The following is a 22,643-nucleotide window of genomic DNA, read 5'->3' as shown; positions in this document are numbered from 1 at the left end:
TTATTGCTGCGCCGGGCTCCAGAAAGCGGGCCGGGAGGAGAAATAATGTATATCTATGCTCGCACCGTCGCGGCTCTCGCCGTCGTTTCCGCAACTATGGCCATCGCCGGCCAATCTCATGCGACCGTATTCGCCGCTTGGCAAGTGGCCAACGTGCCGTTCGGCGACACGCTCAACGTGCGCAAATATCCCTCGGGCACGTCCCAGAAACAGGCCGCATATCCGAACGGCACCGTTTTGCAGATGACCGGACGATGCACTGGCGGGACGAACCTGCTCGACATCGCCAATCAGCCGGCATGGAAGCAGCAGCAGGCGGTTCGCTATCGCTGGTGCGAAGTCTGGCATGATCCGGCGAAGAACGGCGGTTTTGTCACCGGGTGGGCCTATGGCAAATACATCGCCCCGTATTGAGTGATCCGAGCTGGTCGGCTGCACGACGCGTGAGGGCCGGCAATGGCCGAGGTGGGGCAACCTATGGTTTTGTGAAAGGGGGTGAGCAACCAAGATTGCCGGCGCGATCGCCAAGCAAAGCGAAGCACTCGGAGATGCTTTGTGAGTTAGCGCGAATGTAACGGTTAGCTAACGCTGCGTCACCGGTCGCTGGTTTCGCCTGCGAAATATCGAAAAATTACATCGTGCACGAAAGATTGAAGCTGATCCGAAAATATTTGATCAACATCGTTCAATATAGTGCAAGGATCGAATTGACTTACTTGCTAGGTAGGTTCATTGATGCCCCCGCGACACGAATCGCAGAAGCTCTGTCTGCACAAAATTCGTGCAATGCCTTGCCTGTAAAAAAGGGCGCACTAAACTAACTCTCGTTGGGGCCTGAAGACCATGGATATTGTCGAAACACCTTCCAGAAACAGCGACGCGCTGATCGAGCTGACCGCCGACGTGGTGGCCGCCTATGTCAGCAACAATCCCGTGCCGGTCGGCGAACTGCCGAACCTCATCTCCGATGTCCATGCTGCTCTCGGGCGTGTGGGCGGAACCGCCGAACAGCCGCCCGCCGACAAGCAGAAGCCGGCAGTGAACCCGAAGCGCTCGGTTCATGACGACTACATCGTTTGCCTTGAAGACGGCAAAAAGTTCAAGTCGCTCAAGCGTCACCTGATGACTCATTATGATCTGACGCCGGATCAGTATCGCGAAAAGTGGAACCTCGACCCGAGCTACCCGATGGTTGCCCCGAACTACGCGGCCGCCCGCTCCCAGCTCGCCAAGAAGATGGGGCTCGGCCGCAAGCGCAAGGCCCGCTAAGCATTTGCTGCCAGGTGAGTACACTTGGTATCGCAGAATGCGGCTCAAACGATAGATAGAGCCGGACGGAAGGTTCAGATCGACATCGGCGCCTTCGGGCGCCGTTTTACTTTGCCGGCCGGGCCGGACAGCGCTGGTACCAGTGCGCGGTATGATGCGATCGGCTGATCGCGGAGGCGATATCAGGCCGTCTGCTCGAGTGCGGCCTCTGCGTCGCGCCTGATGCGCTTGACCATCGAGCGAAGGCCGTTGGCGCGCTGCGGCGACAGGTGCTCGTCCAGGCCGAGCGCCTTCAGCGTCGCTTCCGCATCGATTTTCTGGATCTCGCTGGCGGTCTTGCCGGAGAACAGCGCCAGCATGATCGCCACCAGCCCGCGTACGATATGGGCGTCCGAATCGCCCCTGAAGGTGATGACCGGATCGCCGCCCGGTCCCCGTTCGGTGGTCAGCCAGACCTGGCTGACGCAGCCCGGCACCTTGTTGGCGGCGGTGCGTTCCTCATCCGGGAATGGCGGCAGCGCCTCGCCGAGTTCGATGACATAACGATAGCGGTCCTCCCATTCGTCAAGGAATGAGAAGTCGTCGCGGATCGTCTGGATCGTGGTCGTCATGACAGGGATATAGTCATCCACCGTCGCCGCGTCACGGAAAAACAAGGACACCGCGGGCGTCGAGAGGCAGACTGCCCGCGGTGCGCCGTCGAAACGGCTTAATTCTTTACCGGCAGGTTGACTGTCTCGGGCAAGACGACTTCTTCGGGAACGCTGCCGGTCATTGTGGAGATGTCGGGGCCTGCGGACTTGTCGTCCAGCATGGCGGCCGCGATCTTGGCTGTCTCCTTGGCCCTTGCGGTGATGGTGTGCATTGCCGACTTGCCGGTCTCACAGACATCGGGCTTGCGTTCGCAAATACCGGCGATGTCGCCGACCGCGTCGCGGGCTGCGAACAGGGCCTGGATCGGTCCTACGCTTTCCTGGCCCGGCTCGCCGGGACCGACGCCCAGCGGCAGTGCCAGCAGCACCAGCGAAAACCAGAAAGCCATTCTCATCAGGAAGAACATGCTCGCCTCTTGTCGTGACCGGATCATGCAGCCATGAGCATGACCTCTTTTGTGGGCGGGATATTGGCACACAGGCGCAAAGGACGGCTTGCGGGTTAGCCGAGAATTTTCTTCAAATTTGAGGCAAATTCGAAACGAAGCGTTTTGCTGTCGATTTGTCTCAGATTGGAACCATTTTTCTTATCATCCATCAGCCATATATTCCTTTGTTTCTATTGCGTTTTCCACAAAATCAGGCGGTCGGTGCGCTGCGGCTGGCCACGCTGCGGGCGGCCCCTGCGGATAACCCTCCGTTTACTATGGTGGCATTTGCCCGCCTTTTCGGGCGCTCCCATCCCGATATTCGCCGTGGGCCGGGCCTTGGGTCGGCCCTGCCTTATCCATTCTTTAAAGGCTGGGTGCGAGTTTCAGAGTCAATCAAAACGATCTGCAAAAGCAGAGCTGTTCACGACGAGTGCGGGTGCGTTGAGTTGATGCCGATCAAGGCCAGATACGTTGAATTGCCTGGGGCAATGGCCGCCGGTTGTGAACGTATGGTCCATCCCTCCATTCTTGGGCTGGACGACCGCGAGCGTCAGCGTCGCTTTATCGGCGCCATGCTGGCCGCTCCGTTCTTTGCCGCCGGTGCCGCCGTCACGCTCGTCACGTCAGGCATGGGCGCAGCCGTCACCGTGGCCGCCATCTTCGCGGCCTTTGGTCTTTGCTGGTTCATCGCCTTGCTGGTGGCCGCGACCGGCAGGATGGATCTGGCCGGCCGGGCCGCGCTGGCGATCGCGGGACTTGCGCTCGCCGGTCTTGTTGCCGCTGCCGGCGGGCTGAGCTCTCCGGTCGCGATGCTTTTCGTGGCGCTGCCGTTCGAAGCCTGGTGGATCGGCGCCTCGCGCCGCGCGGCGCTGTGGGGAGCCGTCTGCGCCGTCGTCGCCATTCTGTTGCAGCCTGTGACGGCAACCGTCCTCCCGCACGCCGCGGTGCCGATCGCCGCGTGGCACTGGCTGCTGCCATTGGCCTGGGCGCTGACGCTGGTGCCGCGTATATCGGCGGTTCGCAACACGGCGGCTGCGGCCGACGTAGGGGACACCGGCGATCGTCTGGAAGACATGATCGACGCGGTGGTCCTGCGCGTCGCCCGCCATGGCGAGGTTATCGATGCCTCGGCAAAGGCGCGTACGCTGTTGAAGCTGCCCCCGCAACTGCTTTGCGGAACCGGGCTTTTCGATCGCGTGCATCTCTCGGATCGCGTCTCCTATCTCAGTGCCTTGGCCGACATGCGAGACGGGGCGCTGTCGCGCAGGCTGGAGTTGCGCGTCAGGCTGCCGCAGGACGGCAATGGACAGAATGGCAATGGCGCGGCAGACAACTATCGGCCGTTTTCGCTCGAACTGATGCGCGCTCAGGAGCAGGGCGACGTTTTCACGCTTGTGCTGCGCGAGAACGACGAGGTCGCCCGGTTGCGCGAAGACCTCGGCGCCGCCAATGACGCGGCCGCCGCCGCCGAAGTGGCGAAAGGGCGCTTCCTGGCGGTGGTGAGCCACGAACTGCGCACGCCGCTCAATGCCATCATCGGATTCTCCGACATGCTGCTGCACGAGATGTTCGGCGCCTTCAAGGATCCACGGCAGAAGGAATATGTCGGTCTGGTGCGCGATTCCGGCCAGCATCTGCTTGCCGTCGTAACCTCCATTCTCGACGTGTCGCGGATCGAATCGGGCGTCTATGCGACCGAACCGGAGCCATTCCGCTTCATGGAAGCCGTCGACATGTGTCAGCAGATGATGCGGCTCCAGGCGCAGGCCAAGAACATCGATCTCAAGGCGCAGATCGCGCCGGACGCCGGCGAAATCAACGCCGACCGGCGCGCCGTGCAGCAGATCCTCATCAATCTCGTCTCGAATGCGATCAAGTTCACGCCCGATGGCGGCGATGTCGTCGTCGGTGCCAAGCGGATCGGTTCGCGCCTGCATTTCTGGGTGCGGGACACCGGCATCGGTATCGCCGAGGAAGATTTCGCCAATCTCGGCAAGCCGTTCATGCAGATCCAGAACGACTATACCCGTCGTTTCGAGGGGACCGGCCTTGGCCTGTCGCTGGTCAAGGGACTGGTGGCGCTGCACGAAGGCACCATGTCGATCGAAAGCATGCCGGGCGAGGGCACCACGGTCACCATCAGCCTGCCGGTGAACGGGCCGAAAGGGCGGCCGGCGGACAAGGCCGGGGTGCTGACGATGCCGCTGGCCAGGGCGAAAGGGGACGGAAATGGCGCGCTCCGCAAAACAGCCTAAGGCGGCCAAGCGCCGCAGCAACGCCTTCCAGGACGGAGCCGTCGCCATCGGCGGCATGATTTCGCGCAATCCCGTCCTGGCGGGAGGGTCGACGGCATTCCTGGTGACGCTGTTCTACGTTTCGGCGAATGCGCTGTGGTACCAGCCTTTTCCGCATGCCGGCGCCTTCTTCGCGACCCGCAGCATGCAGGGCGTTCCGCACGCGGCCGCTGATGAGCCGGAGACCACCTTCAACATCGTGCGGCCAAGTACCGCGCCGGCGCCGGTCAAGGGCGATCCGGTGGTGGAGCAGGTGCAGGGCATATTGAAGGATCTCGATTTCTACGCCGGCACGGTCGACGGCATTTCCGGACCCAACACGCGCAAGGCGATCCAGGCCTATCAGCAGAAGGTTGGGCTCAACACGTCCGGCGAGATCGACGCGCTGCTGCTCGATCAGCTGGGCGCGACCCCGAAAACCGCCGCCGTGCCGAAACCGCAACCGCGTCCCGAAGTGTCGCAGGCGGTTCCAGTGTCGCTGCAGACCGATACGGCTTCCCAAGCGCCGGATCCTCGCATTGTCAAGATACAGGCCGGGCTCAAGGCCTTCGGCAATGACGACATGCAGCTCGACGGCGTCGTCGGCGCCCGTACCAAGGCGGCCATCAAGGAATTCCAGTCGCTGTTCGGCCTGCCGCAGACCGGCGAGCCCGACGAACTGGTCTATGTCAAGATGCGCGAGATCGGCCTGACCAACTGACGGCGCAAACAACGGCTCGCCCAGCGGTGTAAATACCGATAGATAGCCCGCATGCTGTCCGGACTTTTCTCATGCGCGTGACCACGGATCTGTGGGTATCGGCCCTGTTGCGTCGGGTTTTCGGCGCGGGCGGATTTGCCGCCGTGGTCAAGCGCGGCGCGACCGAAGCCGGCGCCGTGTTCGTCCTGACGCGGAGCCGGCTTGGTGAAATCGCTCTCTATGGGCCGGCGCCACAGACGAGCTACGATTCGGCCAAGCCCGACGACCGTTTCTTTAGCCTTCTCGCCACCGCCGCCGATGCTTCGGTGCTGGACGCCAGGCTGGAACGCGAGAAGAAATTCGATCCCGACATCTGGGTGGTTGAGATCGAGGCCGGCGCTGTTCCTGTCGAGGAGCTTATTTCCGTGAAGATGTCCTGAGGCCAGGGAAGGCCGCTGCATCGTCACTGTTCGACGCCTCGCGGCTGGCGCTGTTGGTGGGGGCGGCGTCGCGAACCACATCGGACAGGGTCACGGCCTTCCATTCCCGCACCTTGTCCAGCGCCGCGTCGCGGTGCAGGAGCCGGTAGCGATCGAGGAAGGTTCGGATCGCCTGCGGATGCGGAAACTCGCGGAAGTAGACGGCAACCGTGATCAGGAATGCCCGGTCCTCGCTGAGGTCGAGCGAGCGCAGCGCCGCCAGCAGCGGCATGTAATTCTGGTTCGCCGTCAGCAACCTGGCCGTCGAGAAATCGATATCGAGCGCGTCGGCGAGCGCGGTCTGGAAGAAGGCGGCGTTTCCGGTCAGCGCCGTCTCGCGCAATTTGGCATAGGTGTCGGCTCCGGTGAACGGATCGACCTGCGCCGCCTGCGCCTCCTCGCCGGTCCGCATCATGGAGCGCAGTCTGCGCCGCGCATTTTCGGCACCAACGCCCGGCGTCTGCTGCTTCGCCGCGCTGTCGGCGGCCGGCGCCTTCGAGGGAGCGGTTTGTGCCGGAGAGACTTCCGCTTCCGGATCGCGCACCCGCACCAGCGTCGGCCTTTCCAGTGCCCTGATCAGATCGGCGATAGTCGGATTAAGGTTCTTGCGGCGCGCGATCGCGCGCGCATGCGGCAGCCCGTGCCGGCCGATCAGCGCAATGAGGTCGATGTCACTGACTGCGCGCGAGCGGATGAGCAAGGGGGCGGCGATGTCTACCGGCTCCTCGCACAGGCGCCGCACCAGCCCGGCCGGAGCATATTCGCATTCAGAGAGGGCCGCCGCCACGTAGCGGCGCGATTCGACGGACACGTTGTCGAACAGCGGCAGCGTCAGATCTTCCAGTTGGCCGATCTCCCGGCGGGACGGCCGCGTAAGCGAGCAGAACGCAGACACCGCTGCGCGGAACAGCCTTTCGGCCTTTCCCGATTCCGTCCCTACCGCGATTTGCCTGAAGTCCGAAGATGACACGAGGGATACGCCCGATACTCTATACACGCCTGACCATGCTCGGAACCATGTCGGTTTCGCGATTGCCAAAAACAAAGATCAAGTTAGCTGGGATCCGTTAGCGCTCCGTTAACCCTCTGCCGGCCTTAATGATATTTGGAGGCGTTGCGTTGTGCTCCGGGGCAACCGAGAGGAATACGCGAACCATGGGCATGGTACTGTCTTTCGTGCCGAGAACGGCACCAACCAATCGAGCAAAGCAAACCACCGAAATACCGGCGGCGGTAATCATCTTTCCCGGCATCCGCTATGAGCGGTCCGCCGCGGGGGAAGCGCGGCCCGCCGGCCCTGACAAGCCGGGATCGCCACGCGCGCCAGTGCCGCACCACTGAACGTTCTTGAGGCCGAGGCGCGAATCATCCCTGCGGCACCGCCCTTGATTGTTCTGATGCGATTGTCCGGGCCGCGGTCTAAAAGTCTTGCAGCTCGCACGAACTCTGCTCCAGAAAGCGCGACACGATCGACTTCCAGCTGTCGTCCGGCACGAAGCTGCGGATGACGAATATGCCCTCGTCGATCGGCGCTTCGACGAAGATCGCTCCCTGAAGCTCCTCGGGAAGGTCCCTGCGTATGTCGATCATCTGCGCCGGCGTCAGCACCACGGCATCCAGCTTGCTCCCGGTCGCCGTGTGGTCGTTGAATGAATAGATGTTGTGGCCGTTGCGGTCATAGACCGACACCGACCAGAAGGGCACATTGCCCGGCGCTCTGATCCTCACCATTCCCTCCTCGAGGTCGAACCGGCAAGCCGTCGCATAAAACAGCGGGTCGACCGATTTCACCACCGGCGCGCCGCCCGCCTCGGCATCGAGCCGGGTCATCCGGTACAGATCCGATGCCATCGACAGCCGCGACCAGGCATCGCGTTCCGAGAATTCAGGCACCAGAAGCAGCACGACGATATGCACGATACCGGCACCGACGAGGCCGAGAAGGACGGCATGCACAAGTCTGCGCGTCGCGGCGTAGACACTACGCATCGCAGCCGACCTTGGTGATCTTGGGCAGCGAAACATCCGACAGGCCGGTGCTGCTGGCGATCGGCGTGTCGTAGAATGTCAAGACGAAATACATCCTGCCGGAACCGTCGGTCAGCAGCCAATTGCCGGGCATCGGTTGATGGCCGACGGAAATGAGCACCGAATTGTCGGATTGGCGCAGCACGCCATAGGATTGAAGTGCGGCAAGCCGCGATTTGCCGGTCTCGAGCACGCCGAGCGATTGGTCGGCGGCATAGAGGGTCCAGAATCGGGCGGTCGGAAATCCGCCTTCGATCGTGTAGGTACATTCGCGCCTGAGCTCTCCGCCAGCTGCGTCGTCCTCGGCGACAAAGGACAGCCCTTCGGCGCGGCCAAGCGCGAGCACGCCCTCGCGCGCCACGCGGGCCTTGGAATAGGGGTCGGCTGCGGGTGTGCCGATGTCGGGAAAGGCGGTCCACTGGCCGATTCTGATCGCCCCGACGCCGTCCTGCATTTTCAGCGCATACCAGACGCTGGCGCCGCCGCCGCCGATGGCTATGGCAAGCGAAAGCAGCGTCAGGAAGGCGTTCTTGAGCATGAAAGGCCGGGCGCATGAAGAATTGCCGCTCGGGGATATCGCGGCGCGGGGTCGTGTGGCAAGCCGCAGGACGCGGATTCGCAAGGTGCGGCTTTTCCATCTTCCCGAAGACAGAAGGGAAGAGGCGCCGCGATCACAGCGCCGACAGCGTTTCGGGCGGAGCAGATGCACCGAGCCTGCGCGCCGTTTCGAACAGGTGGGTCATGTCCCTGAGCGTCTGTGTCGTCCGGCTGGACAGCACCGGCGGCCGTTCGGCGGCGGCATCGGCCGCTGCCTGTTCCTCGCTCTTCTTCTGCGCTTCCGCGGCCTTGGCCGCGATCTCCTCGTCGACGAAGGGCTTGTCGATGCCGGGGATAGGCTTGAGGTCGATGTTCTGATGCGCATAGACCATGAGCCGCTGCCACACCATCGCCGGCAGCGAGCCGCCTGTCATGTTCTTGGTCGGGGTGAAATCGTCATTGCCCAGCCAGACGGCCGCCGTGTAGTTGCCGGTGAAGCCGACGAACCAGGCATCGCGGTAGGATTGCGTCGTGCCGGTCTTGCCGGCGACGACGATGTTGGGGATCTGCGCGCGCCTGGCGGTACCCATCGCCGGTACCGCGACAAGCATGGTGTTCATCGATTTCAGCGCCTGCTCGGACAGCACGCGATGCGGCGGCGGCGCATCCTTGGCGAAATCGTAGACCACCTCGCCGGTGCGGGTGACGAGCTGCGTGATGCCATGCCTGGAGCCGACGAAGCCGTTCTGCGCGAACACGCTGTAGCCCGTCGCCTGGTCCATCACGGTCATGCCCGAGGTGCCGAGCACCATGGTCTTGTGCGCTTCGAGCGGCGATTCCACGCCGAATGATTCCGCCATCGCCTTGATCGGCCCGATGCCGAGATAGTCCTTGGCAAGCCGCACGGGCACCGTGTTGATCGACTTGGCCATGGCCACGATCAGCGGGACCTTGCCCGCCGACTCGCCACCGTAATTGTGCGGCGACCAGTTGCCCCAGCTGATCGGCCCGCCTGATACGATCGAATTGGGCGTAAAGCCGTGCTCCATCGCCGTTGCATAGACGTAGGGCTTAAAGGAGGAGCCGGTCTGGCGCAGTGCCTTGGTGGCGCGGTTGAATTGGCTGGCGCCATAGTCGCGGCCGCCGACGATCGCGCGCACCGCACCGTTGGTCTCGATGACCACCACGGCACCTTCGGTGACGTTGTACTCCTTGCCGAACTGGCGCAGGTGGAACTCCACCGACTCTTCCGCAGCCTTCTGGATGTTGGCGTCGAAGGTGGTGTGCGCCACCAGCGAGTGCTGCCCGGGCTTGGCGATCTTCTTCACCTCGTCGAAGGCCCAGTCGAGGAAATAATCGGGGCTCTTCTGTTCGCCGCGGTCGACGACATCGGCCGGATGCAGTCTTGCCTGCAGCACCTGGCCCTCGGTCATGAAGCCGGAATCGACGAGATTGGACAGCACCACATTGGCGCGCGCGCGCGCCGCCGGCAGGTTGATGTGCGGCGCGTATTTGGTCGGCGCCTTGAACAGGCCTGCAAGCATCGCCGCCTCGGCGAGATTGAGGTCCTTGACGCTCTTGCCGAAATAGAAGTCCGCCGCCGCCTCGATGCCGAATGTGCCGCCGCCCATATAGGCGCGGTCGAGATAGAGCTGCAAGATTTCCTTCTTCGACAGATTGGCTTCGAGCCACAGCGACAGGAAGGCTTCCTTGATCTTGCGCTCGAAGGTGCGCTCATTGGTCAGGAACAGGTTCTTGGCGAGCTGCTGCGTGATGCTGGAGCCGCCCTGGACGACGGAGTTTGCCCGCACATTTTCGAAGATTGCGCGCGACAGGCCAAGAACGTCGATGCCGTAATGGTCGAAGAAACGCCGGTCCTCGGTGGCAAGCACCGCCTTGATGACATGATCGGGCATTTCGTCGACCGGCACGGAATCGCGCTGGATGATGCCGCGTTGGCCGATCTCGTTGCCATAACGGTCGAGGAAGGTAACGGCGAAGTCGCCCTGGGCGCGCCAGTCGCCGGCCGTGTCCTGGAAGGCGGGAATAGCCAGCGCCAGCATGACGACGATGCCGCCGGCGCCAAGCGTGAAACCTTCGCTCAACAGCTCGACGATGCCACGGCGCCAGCCGTTGACGCGAAAGCGCCGCGAGAAAATCGTCGCGCCCTCCCAGAACTGGCGCGCCTTGAACCCGATCTCGTAGAGAGAGGAATCGATCCATGCGTCGAGCGCCAGCAGCCGAGCGGCGATCGCACCTCTTCTCTTGCGTGGTTCAGGACTGACCATTCAAAAACCCGGACGGCTATGGCACGGCCTGAAAACCAAGCGGGCAGTTTCAGGGCGACGCCGCCCTGACTATTCATCCATTTGCGGACGCCCACAAGGGTGGCGAGGACACACCTGCGGGGTTTGTTGATGGGGGCGGTTACAAACTGCCATTCACCCGCCTGACGCTGATCAGGCCGGCGAAGATGGGGGTTGCCGTTCCGGGCTCAGGCCGCCTCGCGCTTCAGCGCCTGCGCCATGCAGTGGATGCCGCCGCCGGTCTTGGAGATCTCGCTCATGTCGACGGCCGCCACCTCGAAGCCGCGCGCCTTGAGTTGACCGATCAGCGACTGGCTGGATGTCGGCGCGATCACCCTGTCCTTGCCCAGCGACATGAAGTTGCAACCGAGCGCCATCGTGTCCTGGAACGGCACGTCGATGATCTCGTGCCCTTTGCCCTTCAGCCAGTCGACGATCCCCGGCTCGGTGCAGGCGAGGCAGACGGCGGTGAGTTTTTCGGCGATCGGCACCACCATCAGGTCGATATGGACATAGTACTCGTCGATGAAGGCGATACGTGTTTCCCAGCCCTCCTTCTCGAACCACGCCTGTACCTGGCGGGCGCCTTCTTCCTGCGTGCGGGCCCCGCCGCAGCCGATCAGCACCACGCCGTCCTCGATGACGTTGAAATCGCCGCCCTCGAAGGTGCCTGCGGTGACCATGTCGTAGATCGGGATGCCGAGTTTTTCATAGGTGCGGATGGCGGCGTAATTCTCGCCGCGCCGCCACCAATTGGCCATGGCGGTGATGATGGCGCCGTACGGCGTCATTACGCTGGAATCGCGGGAGTAGACCTGCATCGGCAGCTCCGGCGTCGGCTCGTGCCAGTGGATGTTGACGCCGAAATGCTCGTAGGCCGCGACCAGATCCTTGTGTTGTGCCTGCGCGATCTGGATGTTGCAGGGCGCCTCGCGCAGGTGCTTGCGCGACAGGGAGCTGGTCGAGAGATGGCGCAGGAAATTGGGCGAGCCGAGCAGCACGTCGGTCAAGACGTCGGTCTCGTTGGCGAAACCCCATGATGTCAGCGGCTTGGTGCCGCCGGCCGGGTTGCGGCGCTGCAGCGAAAACGGCTCGGCGATGATGCGGTCATGAACGGTCATGCGGTTCTCCTCGTATGGGCGTTTGCGGTCATTGCTTGCTTGGTATCCACCAGTCGCGGCCGCGCGGCGTGGTGACATATTCCGGCCAGCGGAAGTTGATGGGCGGATCGTAGTCGCAGAGCGGGGCGATCCAGGTCGAACCGCCAATGCCGCCGCCGGTTCGGGTGACGAACTCGTCCATCGCCATGTCGCGCGCGGCCTTGTCTTCCAGCAGGCGAAGGGCGGATAGCGCGACGGTCTTCGCCGCGCAGATGACCATCGGGTCGATGGTCGCCGGGATGCCACCCAGCGCGTTCATCGCCCAAGCTGGAAAAACATGACCGTTTGCCGAACGCAGGGCAGGGCGGGCGACATAGAAACGCGCCGTCGGCGTGTGCCAGCTCATGTCGGTGTAGTCGTCCGAGGTCGAGTTCACCTGCGACGGCGGCAGGTCGCGGCGCAGGATCGCCTCTGCCTCCTGTGGTGCAATCAGCCGCTCCAGCTCGTCGATGAAGGGGTTTTCGCTCGCCACCCCACCGGCATTGACCTGGATCTCGCGGGCGATCTTCTTCGCCGCCTCGTCCCAGCGGGGCGGGCCGACGCTCGCCAACGCCTCATAGGCGATCCCGGCCATGGCATGATTGGCCAGCCCCGGCCGCGACTTCGAAACCCAGTGCCGTTCGTAGCGGCAGCCGCTGATCGCGGCGGCGGCCGAGGCGTTTCGGTCGAGCACGGCGGTGACCTGCTCGGCCATGGCGATGGTCGGAACACGGATCATGTACTGGATCTCGGCAAGGCCTGCCGGCAGATTGTCGGCGGTGGCCTGGCCCGCCGTCAGGATCGCCTCGCTGATCGACCAGCCGCCCTGGTGCGGCAGCATGGAATCGCGCAGCGCCTTGGAGGCCATGTACATCGTCATCAGCGCGTCGTTGGCGCCGGGCGCGCGAACCGCCGAATGTGCCTGCGGGATCGGGGCGCCGTCGCCGGCGGCGCGTGCCCAATTCTCGGGCTCATCGCAGATGAAGCGATAGATCATCGCGTAGGCAGCGCCGCAATGGGTGTCCCAGCGCGCAGTGTTGCAGAGCGGCAGCATGTAGAAGGGATGGAAGGAGATCATGCCGGCAAGGCCGTCATAATAGCCTTTGGCTGCATGGATCGGTTTCGAGCCGCGCACCTTCTCCGCCGGCTCGCCGGTGAAGCGCAGCGTGCCTGCAATGCCGTGGCGCTGCATGGCGGCCTTTGTGGCGAGCAGACCGCCCAGGCTGGCCATGCCCAGGCCCGAGTGCGGATCGGTATGGCCGCCGGCTTCGGAGCCGAGCCCTGGGCGGGGCCGCTTCACCGTGGCAGCGTCCTGGCAGTTGCCGGGCACGGCGTCATATTCGGCATACATGCCGATGGTCGGACCGTCCCCATTGGTCCAGTGGGCGCAGAAGGCCGTCGGCATGCCGGCGGAGCCTTCCTCGACCGAAAACCCCTCGCGCTTCAGCGAATCGACGTACCAGTCTGCCGACTGGTACTCGCGCCAGGCGGTCTCGCCGAAGTCGAAGATGGTGCGCGTCCAGGCCGACAGCAGCGGCTGGATGCCGTCGAGGCAGGCAAGAGCGGTTTCTTGCGCCGATGTCGTCACCGGTTTCTCCATGCGCCAAAGAAAGCAGTGAAGCGGCTCGCCAAAAAGTGATATGTTTTCCCGGTTCGTGCAAATTCGGTTCACCTCTTGAGAATTCCATCGACGCAGGCGCTGCGCGCCCTCGACAGTTTCGCCCGTCATGGCAGCGTCTGGCGCGCCGCTGACGAATTGCACCTCACCCGCAGCGCGGTCAGCCATCAATTGCGCTTGCTCGAACGCGACCTCGGCTTCGATCTGCTGGAGCGCATCGGCAAGGGCGTGGCGCTGACGCCGCGCGGCCAGCGCTATGCCGCGGACGTGCGCAAGGCGCTGACCGTGCTCGGCGACGCGGTGGCGCAAAACGCCGGCACCGGGGTCGGCGGCTCCTTCGCAGTCTCATGCACACCAGGCTTTGCCTCGCTGTTCTTGTGCACCCATATCGGCGAGTTCCGGCAGATGTATCCGGACGTGGCGCTGAGCATACTGACGCCCCGGCGGCTCGACGACGTCAGCAATCCGGACGCCGACGCCTTCATTGCCTTTGGCGTCGGCAACTGGCCGAACCGCGTGGTGGAACTGCTGTGCGAAATCTCGTTCACGCCGCTCTGCAGCCCGACGCTACTCAACAAAGTGGGCGGCTTTTCCAAGCCGGCCGACGTCCTGCGCGCCAACCTGCTGCATCTTGGCGATACGGAGGACTGGGCGCGCTGGCTGGCGCTGGCCAAGGTCGAGAACCCCGACACCGAGGGCGGCATCTTCTTTTCCGACATGAACCTCGTTTTCTCGGCGGCGATTGCCGGCCAGGGCATCGCCATGGGGGACGAGCTGACCAGCCGTCGGGCGCTGAGTGAAGGCCGGCTGGTCAAGCCGTTCGAGACCTCGATCCCGTCGCCGCGTTCCTATTTCCTGGTTTCCGAGCACGCGAAGGCGGGTCACCCTGTGCTGGAGGCGTTTGGGGGATGGTTGAGATCGAAGCTATCGGAAAACAGGCTGCGGACATATTGAGATCAGCCGATCTCCCTACGAGGGGTGAAATCGGCGGCTCCAGCGTCGCCGGTATTCACCATAGATGAATCAAATTTGCCGATCCGGCGAAAACTATTCGGTTGCGGTGAGCCTTCGCGCTGCCTACGATTTCCCAGCCACCAAGGAAGAGGCAGGATGCAGCAACCCGGCCGGGCCGCAGAGATCAAGGCGAACGGGATCGGCAAGAGCTTCGGCTCGTTCCGTGCGCTGGACAATCTGACGCTCAATATCGGCCGCGGCGAGTTTTTGACGCTGCTTGGCCCCTCCGGCTCCGGCAAGACCACCTTCCTGATGATCCTGGCCGGCTTCCTGCAGCCCAGCGAGGGCCGCCTGTTCAGCGACGGCGTCGATATTACCGACCGGCCGGCCGAGCAGCGCGCCGCCGGCATGGTGTTCCAGGGCTATGCGCTCTTCCCGCATATGAGCGTCGAGCAAAACATCGCCTTTCCCCTCAAGGTGCGCAAGAAATCTGCCGCCGAAATCAAGCGTAGCGTCGGCGAGATGATAGAGCGCGTCGGTCTGCTCGGCCACGAGAAGAAGCTGCCGGCGCAGCTTTCCGGCGGCCAGCAACAACGCGTGGCGCTGGCCCGCGCGCTGGTGTTCGAGCCGGGCGTGCTTTTGCTCGACGAGCCGTTCTCGGCGCTGGACAAGAGCCTGCGCGGCCAGATGCAGGCCGAGATGAAGCGCCTGCACCAGGAGACCGGCACCACCTTCGTCTTCGTCACCCACGACCAGAGCGAGGCGCTGGCGCTGTCCTCGCGTGTCGCCATCTTCAACCATGGCAAATTGTTGCAGGTCGGAGCGCCTGACGAGGTCTATGACCGGCCCGCCAACCGCTTCGTCGCCGAGTTCCTGGGCGAGATCAATATGCTGCCGCTGAAGGGCGTGCGCGTCGCCGACCATGGCGCGACCGCGCTCTGCGAAGACCGGGCAATCAAGCTGCGCGGCAACGCCGAAGCAGTGGATGGCAATGCCATCCTGGCGATCCGGCCAGAACATATGTCGATAGCGCGCGAGGCGGCGGCAGGCGAGAACGGCATAGCTGCCACCGCGATCGGATCGACCTATCTGGGCGCGGCGACCAAACTCGACCTTACGACACGCCAAGGTGCGAAGGTGACCGTCTCTGTGCCGAACGAGGTCGCGGCCGCGGCACTCAGCAAAGGCAATTCCGTCTGGCTGACCTGGCCGGCGGAAAAGGGTTTCCTCCTTCCGGACGGAGGGCAATGAGCACCGGCGCGGCCTGAATTCGCCGCACCGGATTCCGGATTCGATCAACGAAAACAAAGGGGAACTAACATGAACGATACCAAGAAACAGGCCATCGAAACGCTCTCCGAAAGGACAAGGCGCGGTGAGATCTCGCGCCGGCAATTCACGCAACTTGCAGGCCTCGTGCTTGCCGGCACGCCGCTGCTGCTGCGCTCGACCAAGTCCTTCGCCGCCGCGAAGGAACTGGTGCTGGTCAACTGGGGCGGCGACGCCATCACGGCTTACGACGCCGCCTATGGCCAGGCTTTCACCAAGGACACCGGCATCACCGTCAAGATGGATGGCTCCGGCCCGACCGAAGGGGCCATCGCGGCACAATTTAAAAGCGGTGCGCCGACCTGGGATCTTGTCGACGTCGACCCGTTCTCGGCCATCACGCTTGGCGCGCAAGGCATGCTCGAGCCGATCGACTACACAATAGTCGACAAGAAGAAGATGCGGCCGGGTTTCGGCTGGGATTACGCCGCCTCGACCTATTTCTTCTCCTATGTGATCGCCTACGATTCGCAGAAATACGGCAGCAATGCCCCGACCGGCATGGCCGATTTCTTCGACGTGAAGAAATTCCCCGGCAAGCGCTCCCTCTACAAATGGGGCGTGTCGAGCTGGGAGGCGGCTCTTCTCGCCGACGGCATCGCGCCGGCGTCGCTCTATCCGCTCGACCTCAAGCGCGCGCATGACAAGATCGCCGCGTTTAAGGAGAACGTCGTCGCCTATTGGGGCGGCGGCGCGGAAAGCCAGAGCGTGTTGCTCAACGGCGAAGCCTCGATGGCGATCGTCTGGTCGACGCGAGCCTCGCTGATAGAGCAGGATTCGGGCGGTCAGATCAAGTTCATCTGGGACCAGGGCCTGATTTCGCCCGGCGCACTGGCCGTGTTGAAGAACAACCCCGGCGGCAAGGACGCGGCGATGAAGTTCATCGCCAGCGCGCAGGACCCTGCAAAGCAGCTTGTCATGTTCGACAAGCTCGGTCAGGGCCCGGCCAACCCGGCTGCCGACGCTCTGGTTCCCGCCGACAAGAAGCGCATCAACCCGGTCGATCCCGAGAACATGAAGAAGCAGATCCCGCTCGACATGGACTGGTACGCCAAGAATTACGGGGCGGCGCTGGACGAATATACCAAGATCATCTCCGCCTGACCGGCGCTGGGCTGACATGAGAGGCGTTCTCTCGGATAGGATGGGCGCGGCGCTGCTGATGGCGCCGCTGCTCCTGTTCCTTGGCCTCGCCTATGCCTGGCCGTTCCTCGGCGTGGTGAAGTGGAGCTTCACGCTGCCGACGCCGGGGCTTGGCCAGTACGGCGCGCTGATAACCGACCCGCTGGTACAGTCGGTGTTCGTCCGCACGCTGCGCATCGCGGCGATCGTCACCGTTGTATCGGTTGCCGCTGCCTACGCCATCACAGTGGTCTGGGTGCGCGGCAGCCCGGCGCAGCGGGTGCTGGCCGAATTCTGCATCCTGGTGCCGTTCTGGATATCGGTGCTGACGCGCGCCTTCGGCTGGGTGGCGCTTCTCTCCAACCGCGGCCTGATCAACACCTGGCTGCAGTCGATCGGCTTCATTGGCGAACCGCTGACGCTGGTGCGCAACGAATTCGGCGTCATCGTCGGCATGACGCACTTCCTCATTCCTTTCGCCGTCTTTCCGCTGGCGTCTTCCATGCGCAGCCTCGACGAGCGTGTGCTGCTCGCCGCGCGCGGGCTGGGTTCCAGCCGCATGCGCACCTTCTGGACGGTGTTCGTGCCGATGACGCGCTCCGGCATCATCGGCTCCGCGCTGATCGTCTTCGTCTTCTCGCTCGGCTTCTTCGTCACGCCGGCGATCCTTGGCGGTGGCCGCAGCGTCATGATCGCCGAACTGATCTATCTCCGCATCTTCCAGAGCCCGGACTGGGGGCTGGGTGCTGCCATCAGCGTGGTGCTGGTGTTGTTCGTCGGCATCCTGATGGCGCTGCTCTTCCGCTACGTCAGACCGAAGCAATTGGTGTAGCCTATGCCGACCTATCGCCCCGGTCCCGTCTCGCTGGCCCTCGCCGTCCTGGTGGCGCTGTTCCTGCTCCTGCCGCTGCTGGCCGTGATCCCGGTCTCGCTGACGCCCAGCCGCATGCTGGCGATGCCGACGGGCGAGTTGTCGCTGCGCCACTACCGCTCGCTGGTCGAGGATCCGCGCTGGCTCCAGTCCATCCTGCTCTCGATCAGGATCGGCATCGTCAGCAGTGTCATCTCGACGGTGCTGGCACTGTGCTTCAGCCTTGGCGTGTGGATGTTCAAGCCGCGCTTCACCGCGGCTCTGGTCGGCTTCGTGCTGTTGCCGATGGTGGTGCCGCCGGTGGTCTCGGCGGTGACGCTCTATTTCCTGCTCACCTCGATCTCCGGCGTCAGTTCCTTTTTCGGCTACGACACCTGGCTGGGTGTGGCCATGGCGCATTCGGTGATGACGGTGCCCTTCGCCACGGTGCTGATCCTGGTCTCCCTCAGCCAGCTTGACCGCCGTATCGACCTCGCAGCGCGTGGCCTTGGCGCCAGCGTCTGGGAGCGCGCCACGCGCATCATCATGCCCAACATCAAATTCGGCATCGTCACCGCGGCACTGCTGTCCTTCGTGCTCTCCTGGGAGGAAATCGGCGTCACGCTGTTCATCACCTCGGTCAACGCCATCACGCTGCCCAGGTTGATGTGGATGGGTCTGCGCGACAATATCGACCCGGCGATCGCGGCACTTTCAGTGATCCTGATCGTCATCACCGTGCTGGTGCTTGCAGTGCGCAGCGTTGTGGTGCGGCTGCGTGGAGGACAATGACCGGGCGCCTGTCTGCCTCAGGGGATTGTCACAGGGGTAAAACTCCTAGCAGAAGCGCACCGAGACCCGGCCGAACCTGCCCAAATCGCCGATGACTTCGTCGCCGGCCTCGACATTTATCGGCGCCACGCAGGTGCCGGTTATCACCACTTGCCCCGGCTGGAGCGTTATGCCCAGCCCCGACAGTTCGTTGACGATCCAGGTCAGCGCAACACGCGGATCGCCCAACACGGCTGCTCCTGATCCGATATGCTGCGACTTTCCAGAGACAGAAGCGGCCACCGGGTGCTTCGCGAAATCTACGTCACGCCAATCGTCTTCCGCCGCCTCGCCGATGACGAACAGATTGGCACAAGCATTGTCGGCGATGAGCTGCGGCGCGCCGACAGCGCAGAAATCGTCATAGCGGGAGTCCGGTATTTCGATCGCCGGATGCAAACTCGCCACGGCGTCCATTACATCACCGATTTCATAAGGCCCCGGGCGAGGCGGCAACTGACGGCCGAACCGGAAGGCGAATTCGATCTCGGCGACACGCATCTTGCTTGTCGCCAGGGAAACGGAGCCACCGACCTCGACCGCCTTCTCGGCGAGGAGGCGCCCGGCCATCGGGCCGTCGACGTTGATATGCCGCTGGCCGGCCAGGCTGGTTGCCGCGATCTTCCAGCCGAAGAGCGGAGCCACTGAGCGATCCATGACGTGCGACTGGATGGCGTAGCCTTCGGCCCGCGTCTTCGGCCGCAATTCCTCGGGTATGGCGTCGAGGCGGGTGCCCTTGTCCCAATGGCCTACCAGGAGGCGCGACGCGGCCCTGGCCTTTTCTGGATCGAGCATGGTCAGCTCCTGAAATTAGGAAATGCGGCGCTGCCGGGCGTTGCTGATGCTTGCGGTTCGCAAAGGGTACCCGCTATTCGCTGACGAGATTGTCGGGAAGTCGTATTTTCGAGATCATCGACATTCATCATCGTGACAACGAATCGGCAATCGTGTTCGTTCGGTAAATGGCTATATATGGCAAAGCGTCTGGAGTGCGGAAGAGCTTCTGGCGAGCAGGGTCGATAGCGCACCGGGTGAGGGAGAAACGATGACGGCGCCCGGCGATTTGCAACAGGCACTGTTTCTGAGGCTAAAAAGCGATCCGTCCCTGTCGGCTCTGCTGGGCGGCGCCGGACTGCGCGAACAACCAACCGACAACGTCGCCTTTCCCTATGTGACATGCGGCCAGACCTGCGCCTTTGACTGGGACACCGGGGCCGAGAACCGCGACGATCAACTTATTACGCTGCATGTCTGGTCGAAGGCCCATGGCGAAGCCGAAACGCGGGCCATCATGGATGCCATCGAGGCGCGCCTTGCCGACGCGGTGCTGGAGGTCGGCGCTCGCGGCCAGACACGCCTGTCGCTCGAATTCAGCGAGGCGCGGTATGACGAGGAACTGCTTGTCCATCACGGCCTGCTGCGTTTTCGGGCGCTGACCCAGGAAAACGCCTGACGCGCGCTTTCAATATGAACGAAACGGAGTCTAGACTGGAACTTCATGGGTTTCATCGGGTTGGGCGGTGAAATCTCAATTTGTTTGTCTCGCATTGCAGGGGTGGCGAGCATGGTTTCAGCGGCGATCACCGTTCATTTCACGTTCAGCGCCGATGCGTTACAACGCTGGCCATGAGAACGCTTCGCTCCCATTTCCGAACCGCGACCCTGGCGCTCTGCGCGGGGCTGCTTGCGGTGCCGGCAAGCGTTGCGCCGGCAGCCGCGCAGGATGAATCGATTGTCGTGGCGGCGGCCGACTGCTACGCGATCGGCCAGCAGGTGGCCGAGCAGAATGGCGGGACGCTTGCCAAGGCCTCGCAGTCGACGCGAGGCGGGCAGCCGGTCTGCGTCATCGTCGTGCTCGTTCCGGGCAAGAACGGGCAGCGTCCGCGCCGCTCCGAGATCGTCGTCCCGCAGAACTGACCCCCCGTCGTTTCCCAGGCCGGCGGAATCGGCCTATAGCTGAAGCAATCGGTCAACAGGCAGTGGTCTTCGCATGCGCGTACTGGTCGTCGAGGATGACAAGGATCTCAACCGGCAGATATCGGATGCGCTGGTCGACGCCGGCTATGTCGTCGACCGGGCATATGACGGCGAGGAGGGCCATTTTCTCGGTGACACCGAGCCCTACGACGCGGTCGTGCTCGACATCGGCCTGCCGCAGATGGACGGCATCAGCGTGGTCGAGCGCTGGCGGCGCGGCGGCCGCAAGATGCCGGTGCTGATCCTGACCGCCCGCGACCGCTGGAGCGACAAGGTCTCCGGCATCGACGCCGGCGCGGACGACTATGTCACCAAGCCGTTCCACATCGAGGAGGTCCTGGCGCGGGTCAGGGCGCTGATCCGCCGCGCCGCCGGCCACGCCTCATCCGAACTGACCTGCGGGCCGCTACGCCTCGACACCAAGGCCTCGAAGGCCGATGTCGCCGGCGTGCCGTTGAAGCTGACATCGCATGAGTTCCGCCTGCTTGCCTACCTGATGCATCACATGGGCGAGGTCGTCTCGCGGACCGAACTGGTAGAGCATCTCTACGACCAGGATTTCGACCGCGATTCCAACACGATCGAGGTGTTTGTCGGACGGCTCCGCAAGAAAATGGGCATCGACATGATCGAAACCGTGCGCGGCATGGGTTATCGCATGCGTGAGCCGGAGGCGTAAGGCGGAACCGCTCCCTACCAACCCAACCGTGAGCAAGCGGCTCTCGCTGCGCTTGTGGCCGCGCTCGCTGACGTTCCGCGTCATCGCCTTTTCCACGGTCTGGGCGATCCTGACCCTCATCGTCATTTTCACCCTCATTACCACGCTGTACCGCCAGGCCAGCGAGCGCGGTTTCGACAGCCTGCTTTCTGCGCATCTGTTCAACCTGATCGGCTCCATCGGCATTTCCGATACCGGCGCGCTCACCGGCGCTCCGGATCTCGGCGACCTCCGCTTCTCGGAACCGAATTCGGGCTGGTACTGGTCCGTCGAACCCGCTTCGGAAGGCGTGCACGGCAATCTCCACTCATCGTCGATGACCAGGACGATCCCGTCGCCCGATGTGGCGGACGTTCCCTTCAACGCCAATTTCCAGCGCAGCTACGCGGCGCAAGGCATCGATGGCGAGGAGTTGGTCGTGTTCGAGAGCGAATTCGTTCTCGATGCCAAGAACCGCGCCGCCCGCTTTCGCGTCATGGGCAACAAGACCGAACTGGAACAGGAGATCGCCACCTTCCAGCGCCGCCTCCTGACCTACCTTTCCCTGTTCGGCGTCGGCATGATCGCCATCAACGCCATCGCCATCCTGCTCGGCCTGCAACCGCTGCGAAGGGTCAGGGACGCGCTCGCCATGGTGCGCGAAGGCACCGCGCAAAGACTTGACGGCCAGTTTCCAGCCGAGATTGAACCGCTTGCCAACGAAACCAATGCCTTGATCGAGAACAACCGGCGTATCGTCGAGCGCTCGCGGACTCAGGTCGGCAATCTCGCCCATTCCCTGAAGACGCCGCTGGCGGTGCTGCTCAACGAGGGGCGGGCGCTTGGTGGCGCCAAGGGGCAACTGATCGCCGAACAGGCCGCTTCCATGCAGAAGCAGGTCGATCACTATCTCCAGCGCGCCCGCGTCGCGGCGCAGCGCGACAGCGTCGTCTACCGCACGCCGATAGCGCCGTTGGTGCAGCGCATGGTCAGGGTCTTGCAGAAGCTCAATCCGCGGACCAACCTGTCGTTGTCGCTGCCGCCGATCGAGATCGTCTTTGCCGGCGAGCGCGAGGACCTCGAGGAGTTGCTCGGCAATCTGCTCGAAAACGCGATGAAATGGGCGAAGAGCGCGGTTTCGGTTTCCGTCGTTCCCGTGGGCGACAAGGACGACAACATGTTCGAGATCGCCATCGAAGACGACGGACCGGGCATACCCGAGGAAAAAGCGCGCGAAGCGTTGAAACGCGGACGACGCCTGGACGAGACCAAGCCGGGCACGGGTCTCGGCTTGGCCATTGTCGCCGACCTCGTCAACGAGTATGGAGGCATACTGCTGCTCGAACGGTCCGGCATGGGCGGATTGAAGGCGGTAGTGCGATTGCGGAGCCTTCAGTGATGCCTTTCCCCGGCCGATCGACATTGACGGACTGGGCATGTTATGGCGGCG

At 63.4% G+C, this 22,643-nt stretch carries 23 protein-coding genes; 14 read left to right on the top strand and 9 right to left on the bottom strand.

Annotation, left to right across the window (positions count from 1 at the left end; genetic code table 11):
• The first annotated feature begins 45 nt into the window (after positions 1–45).
• Complete coding sequence (locus FJ867_RS22180) at positions 46–414, top strand: SH3 domain-containing protein (RefSeq protein WP_140520957.1); 369 nt, start codon at positions 46–48, stop codon at positions 412–414.
• A gap of 429 nt (positions 415–843) precedes the next feature.
• Positions 844–1,269, top strand: a complete 426-nt coding sequence (locus FJ867_RS22175) for a MucR family transcriptional regulator (RefSeq protein ID WP_095089970.1) — start codon at positions 844–846, stop codon at positions 1,267–1,269.
• Positions 1,270–1,451: 182 nt separating this feature from the next.
• Here the strand turns inward: FJ867_RS22175 and FJ867_RS22170 are convergent, their stop codons facing one another.
• Complete coding sequence (locus tag FJ867_RS22170; RefSeq protein WP_140495047.1) at positions 1,452–1,880, bottom strand: SufE family protein; 429 nt, start codon at positions 1,878–1,880, stop codon at positions 1,452–1,454.
• A gap of 98 nt (positions 1,881–1,978) precedes the next feature.
• Complete coding sequence (locus tag FJ867_RS22165) at positions 1,979–2,329, bottom strand: DUF5330 domain-containing protein (RefSeq protein ID WP_140517959.1); 351 nt, start codon at positions 2,327–2,329, stop codon at positions 1,979–1,981.
• A 533-nt stretch (positions 2,330–2,862) separates the two neighbouring features.
• Here FJ867_RS22165 and FJ867_RS22160 point away from each other — a divergent pair.
• The 3 genes from FJ867_RS22160 (at position 2,863) to FJ867_RS22150 (ending at position 5,766) form a co-directional block, all read left to right on the top strand.
• Positions 2,863–4,608, top strand: coding sequence for a PAS domain-containing sensor histidine kinase (locus FJ867_RS22160; protein ID WP_140520733.1), 1,746 nt, complete (start codon positions 2,863–2,865; stop codon positions 4,606–4,608).
• On the top strand, positions 4,583–5,347 hold the full coding sequence (locus FJ867_RS22155; protein WP_140629388.1) for a peptidoglycan-binding protein: 765 nt from the start codon (positions 4,583–4,585) through the stop codon (positions 5,345–5,347). The genes FJ867_RS22160 and FJ867_RS22155 overlap by 26 nt, the downstream gene beginning before the upstream one ends.
• 71 nt (positions 5,348–5,418) lie before the next feature.
• Positions 5,419–5,766, top strand: coding sequence for a DUF1491 family protein (locus FJ867_RS22150; RefSeq protein WP_140494737.1), 348 nt, complete (start codon positions 5,419–5,421; stop codon positions 5,764–5,766).
• On the opposite strand, the gene FJ867_RS22145 is transcribed toward FJ867_RS22150, so the two are convergent.
• The 6 genes from FJ867_RS22145 to FJ867_RS22115 form a co-directional block, all read right to left on the bottom strand.
• Complete coding sequence (locus tag FJ867_RS22145; protein ID WP_140818596.1) at positions 5,744–6,775, bottom strand: hypothetical protein; 1,032 nt, start codon at positions 6,773–6,775, stop codon at positions 5,744–5,746. The genes FJ867_RS22150 and FJ867_RS22145 overlap by 23 nt on opposite strands.
• A gap of 449 nt (positions 6,776–7,224) precedes the next feature.
• The gene (locus tag FJ867_RS22135) at positions 7,225–7,794 is read right to left on the bottom strand and encodes a DUF1254 domain-containing protein (protein WP_140658007.1); all 570 of its coding nucleotides are present in this window, start codon (positions 7,792–7,794) and stop codon (positions 7,225–7,227) included.
• Positions 7,787–8,371 carry a DUF1214 domain-containing protein gene (locus tag FJ867_RS22130; RefSeq protein ID WP_140658005.1) on the bottom strand — a complete coding sequence of 195 codons (585 nt, stop codon included), beginning with the start codon at positions 8,369–8,371 and terminating at the stop codon, positions 7,787–7,789. Before FJ867_RS22130 ends, FJ867_RS22135 begins: the two co-directional genes overlap by 8 nt.
• A gap of 133 nt (positions 8,372–8,504) precedes the next feature.
• Complete coding sequence (locus FJ867_RS22125) at positions 8,505–10,658, bottom strand: penicillin-binding protein 1A (RefSeq protein WP_140517962.1); 2,154 nt, start codon at positions 10,656–10,658, stop codon at positions 8,505–8,507.
• Positions 10,659–10,864: 206 nt separating this feature from the next.
• Positions 10,865–11,797: a dimethylarginine dimethylaminohydrolase family protein gene (locus FJ867_RS22120; RefSeq protein ID WP_140517963.1), complete on the bottom strand. Its 933-nt coding sequence runs from the start codon at positions 11,795–11,797 to the stop codon at positions 10,865–10,867.
• Positions 11,798–11,825: 28 nt separating this feature from the next.
• Positions 11,826–13,415, bottom strand: a complete 1,590-nt coding sequence (locus FJ867_RS22115; protein WP_181168409.1) for an amidohydrolase — start codon at positions 13,413–13,415, stop codon at positions 11,826–11,828.
• Positions 13,416–13,490: 75 nt separating this feature from the next.
• Between FJ867_RS22115 and FJ867_RS22110 the strand changes: the two genes are divergently transcribed.
• The 5 genes from FJ867_RS22110 to FJ867_RS22090 all read left to right on the top strand — a co-directional run bounded on the left by FJ867_RS22110 (position 13,491) and on the right by FJ867_RS22090 (position 18,480).
• The gene (locus FJ867_RS22110) at positions 13,491–14,387 is read left to right on the top strand and encodes a LysR substrate-binding domain-containing protein (protein WP_140553936.1); all 897 of its coding nucleotides are present in this window, start codon (positions 13,491–13,493) and stop codon (positions 14,385–14,387) included.
• A 156-nt stretch (positions 14,388–14,543) separates the two neighbouring features.
• Positions 14,544–15,638, top strand: coding sequence for an ABC transporter ATP-binding protein (locus tag FJ867_RS22105; protein WP_140494713.1), 1,095 nt, complete (start codon positions 14,544–14,546; stop codon positions 15,636–15,638).
• A gap of 69 nt (positions 15,639–15,707) precedes the next feature.
• Positions 15,708–16,820, top strand: a complete 1,113-nt coding sequence (locus FJ867_RS22100; protein ID WP_140494711.1) for an ABC transporter substrate-binding protein — start codon at positions 15,708–15,710, stop codon at positions 16,818–16,820.
• A gap of 16 nt (positions 16,821–16,836) precedes the next feature.
• Positions 16,837–17,670 (top strand): ABC transporter permease, encoded by an 834-nt coding sequence (locus tag FJ867_RS22095; RefSeq protein ID WP_140517968.1) that lies wholly within the window; start codon positions 16,837–16,839, stop codon positions 17,668–17,670.
• 3 nt (positions 17,671–17,673) lie between these two features.
• A complete protein-coding gene (locus FJ867_RS22090) occupies positions 17,674–18,480 on the top strand; it encodes an ABC transporter permease (RefSeq protein WP_140494707.1) in 807 nt (268 codons plus the stop codon).
• A gap of 45 nt (positions 18,481–18,525) precedes the next feature.
• On the opposite strand, the gene FJ867_RS22085 is transcribed toward FJ867_RS22090, so the two are convergent.
• The gene (locus FJ867_RS22085) at positions 18,526–19,314 is read right to left on the bottom strand and encodes a fumarylacetoacetate hydrolase family protein (protein ID WP_140649139.1); all 789 of its coding nucleotides are present in this window, start codon (positions 19,312–19,314) and stop codon (positions 18,526–18,528) included.
• A 250-nt stretch (positions 19,315–19,564) separates the two neighbouring features.
• Between FJ867_RS22085 and FJ867_RS22080 the strand changes: the two genes are divergently transcribed.
• From FJ867_RS22080 to FJ867_RS22065, 4 genes are all read left to right on the top strand, one after another.
• Positions 19,565–19,972, top strand: a complete 408-nt coding sequence (locus tag FJ867_RS22080) for a DUF3168 domain-containing protein (RefSeq protein ID WP_140494704.1) — start codon at positions 19,565–19,567, stop codon at positions 19,970–19,972.
• A gap of 173 nt (positions 19,973–20,145) precedes the next feature.
• The gene (locus tag FJ867_RS22075) at positions 20,146–20,436 is read left to right on the top strand and encodes a hypothetical protein (RefSeq protein ID WP_140494702.1); all 291 of its coding nucleotides are present in this window, start codon (positions 20,146–20,148) and stop codon (positions 20,434–20,436) included.
• A 73-nt stretch (positions 20,437–20,509) separates the two neighbouring features.
• Positions 20,510–21,175, top strand: coding sequence for a response regulator transcription factor (locus FJ867_RS22070; RefSeq protein ID WP_140494700.1), 666 nt, complete (start codon positions 20,510–20,512; stop codon positions 21,173–21,175).
• 28 nt (positions 21,176–21,203) lie between these two features.
• Complete coding sequence (locus tag FJ867_RS22065) at positions 21,204–22,592, top strand: ATP-binding protein (RefSeq protein WP_281405113.1); 1,389 nt, start codon at positions 21,204–21,206, stop codon at positions 22,590–22,592.
• Positions 22,593–22,643 lie beyond the last annotated feature (51 nt).

The sequence above is a fragment of the Mesorhizobium sp. B2-5-3 genome (genome assembly GCF_006441005.1).
In the GTDB taxonomy this organism is placed as follows: domain Bacteria; phylum Pseudomonadota; class Alphaproteobacteria; order Rhizobiales; family Rhizobiaceae; genus Mesorhizobium.
Note: the sequence above shows the minus strand (reverse complement) of the source record. Positions and strands in the feature narration are given on the sequence as shown.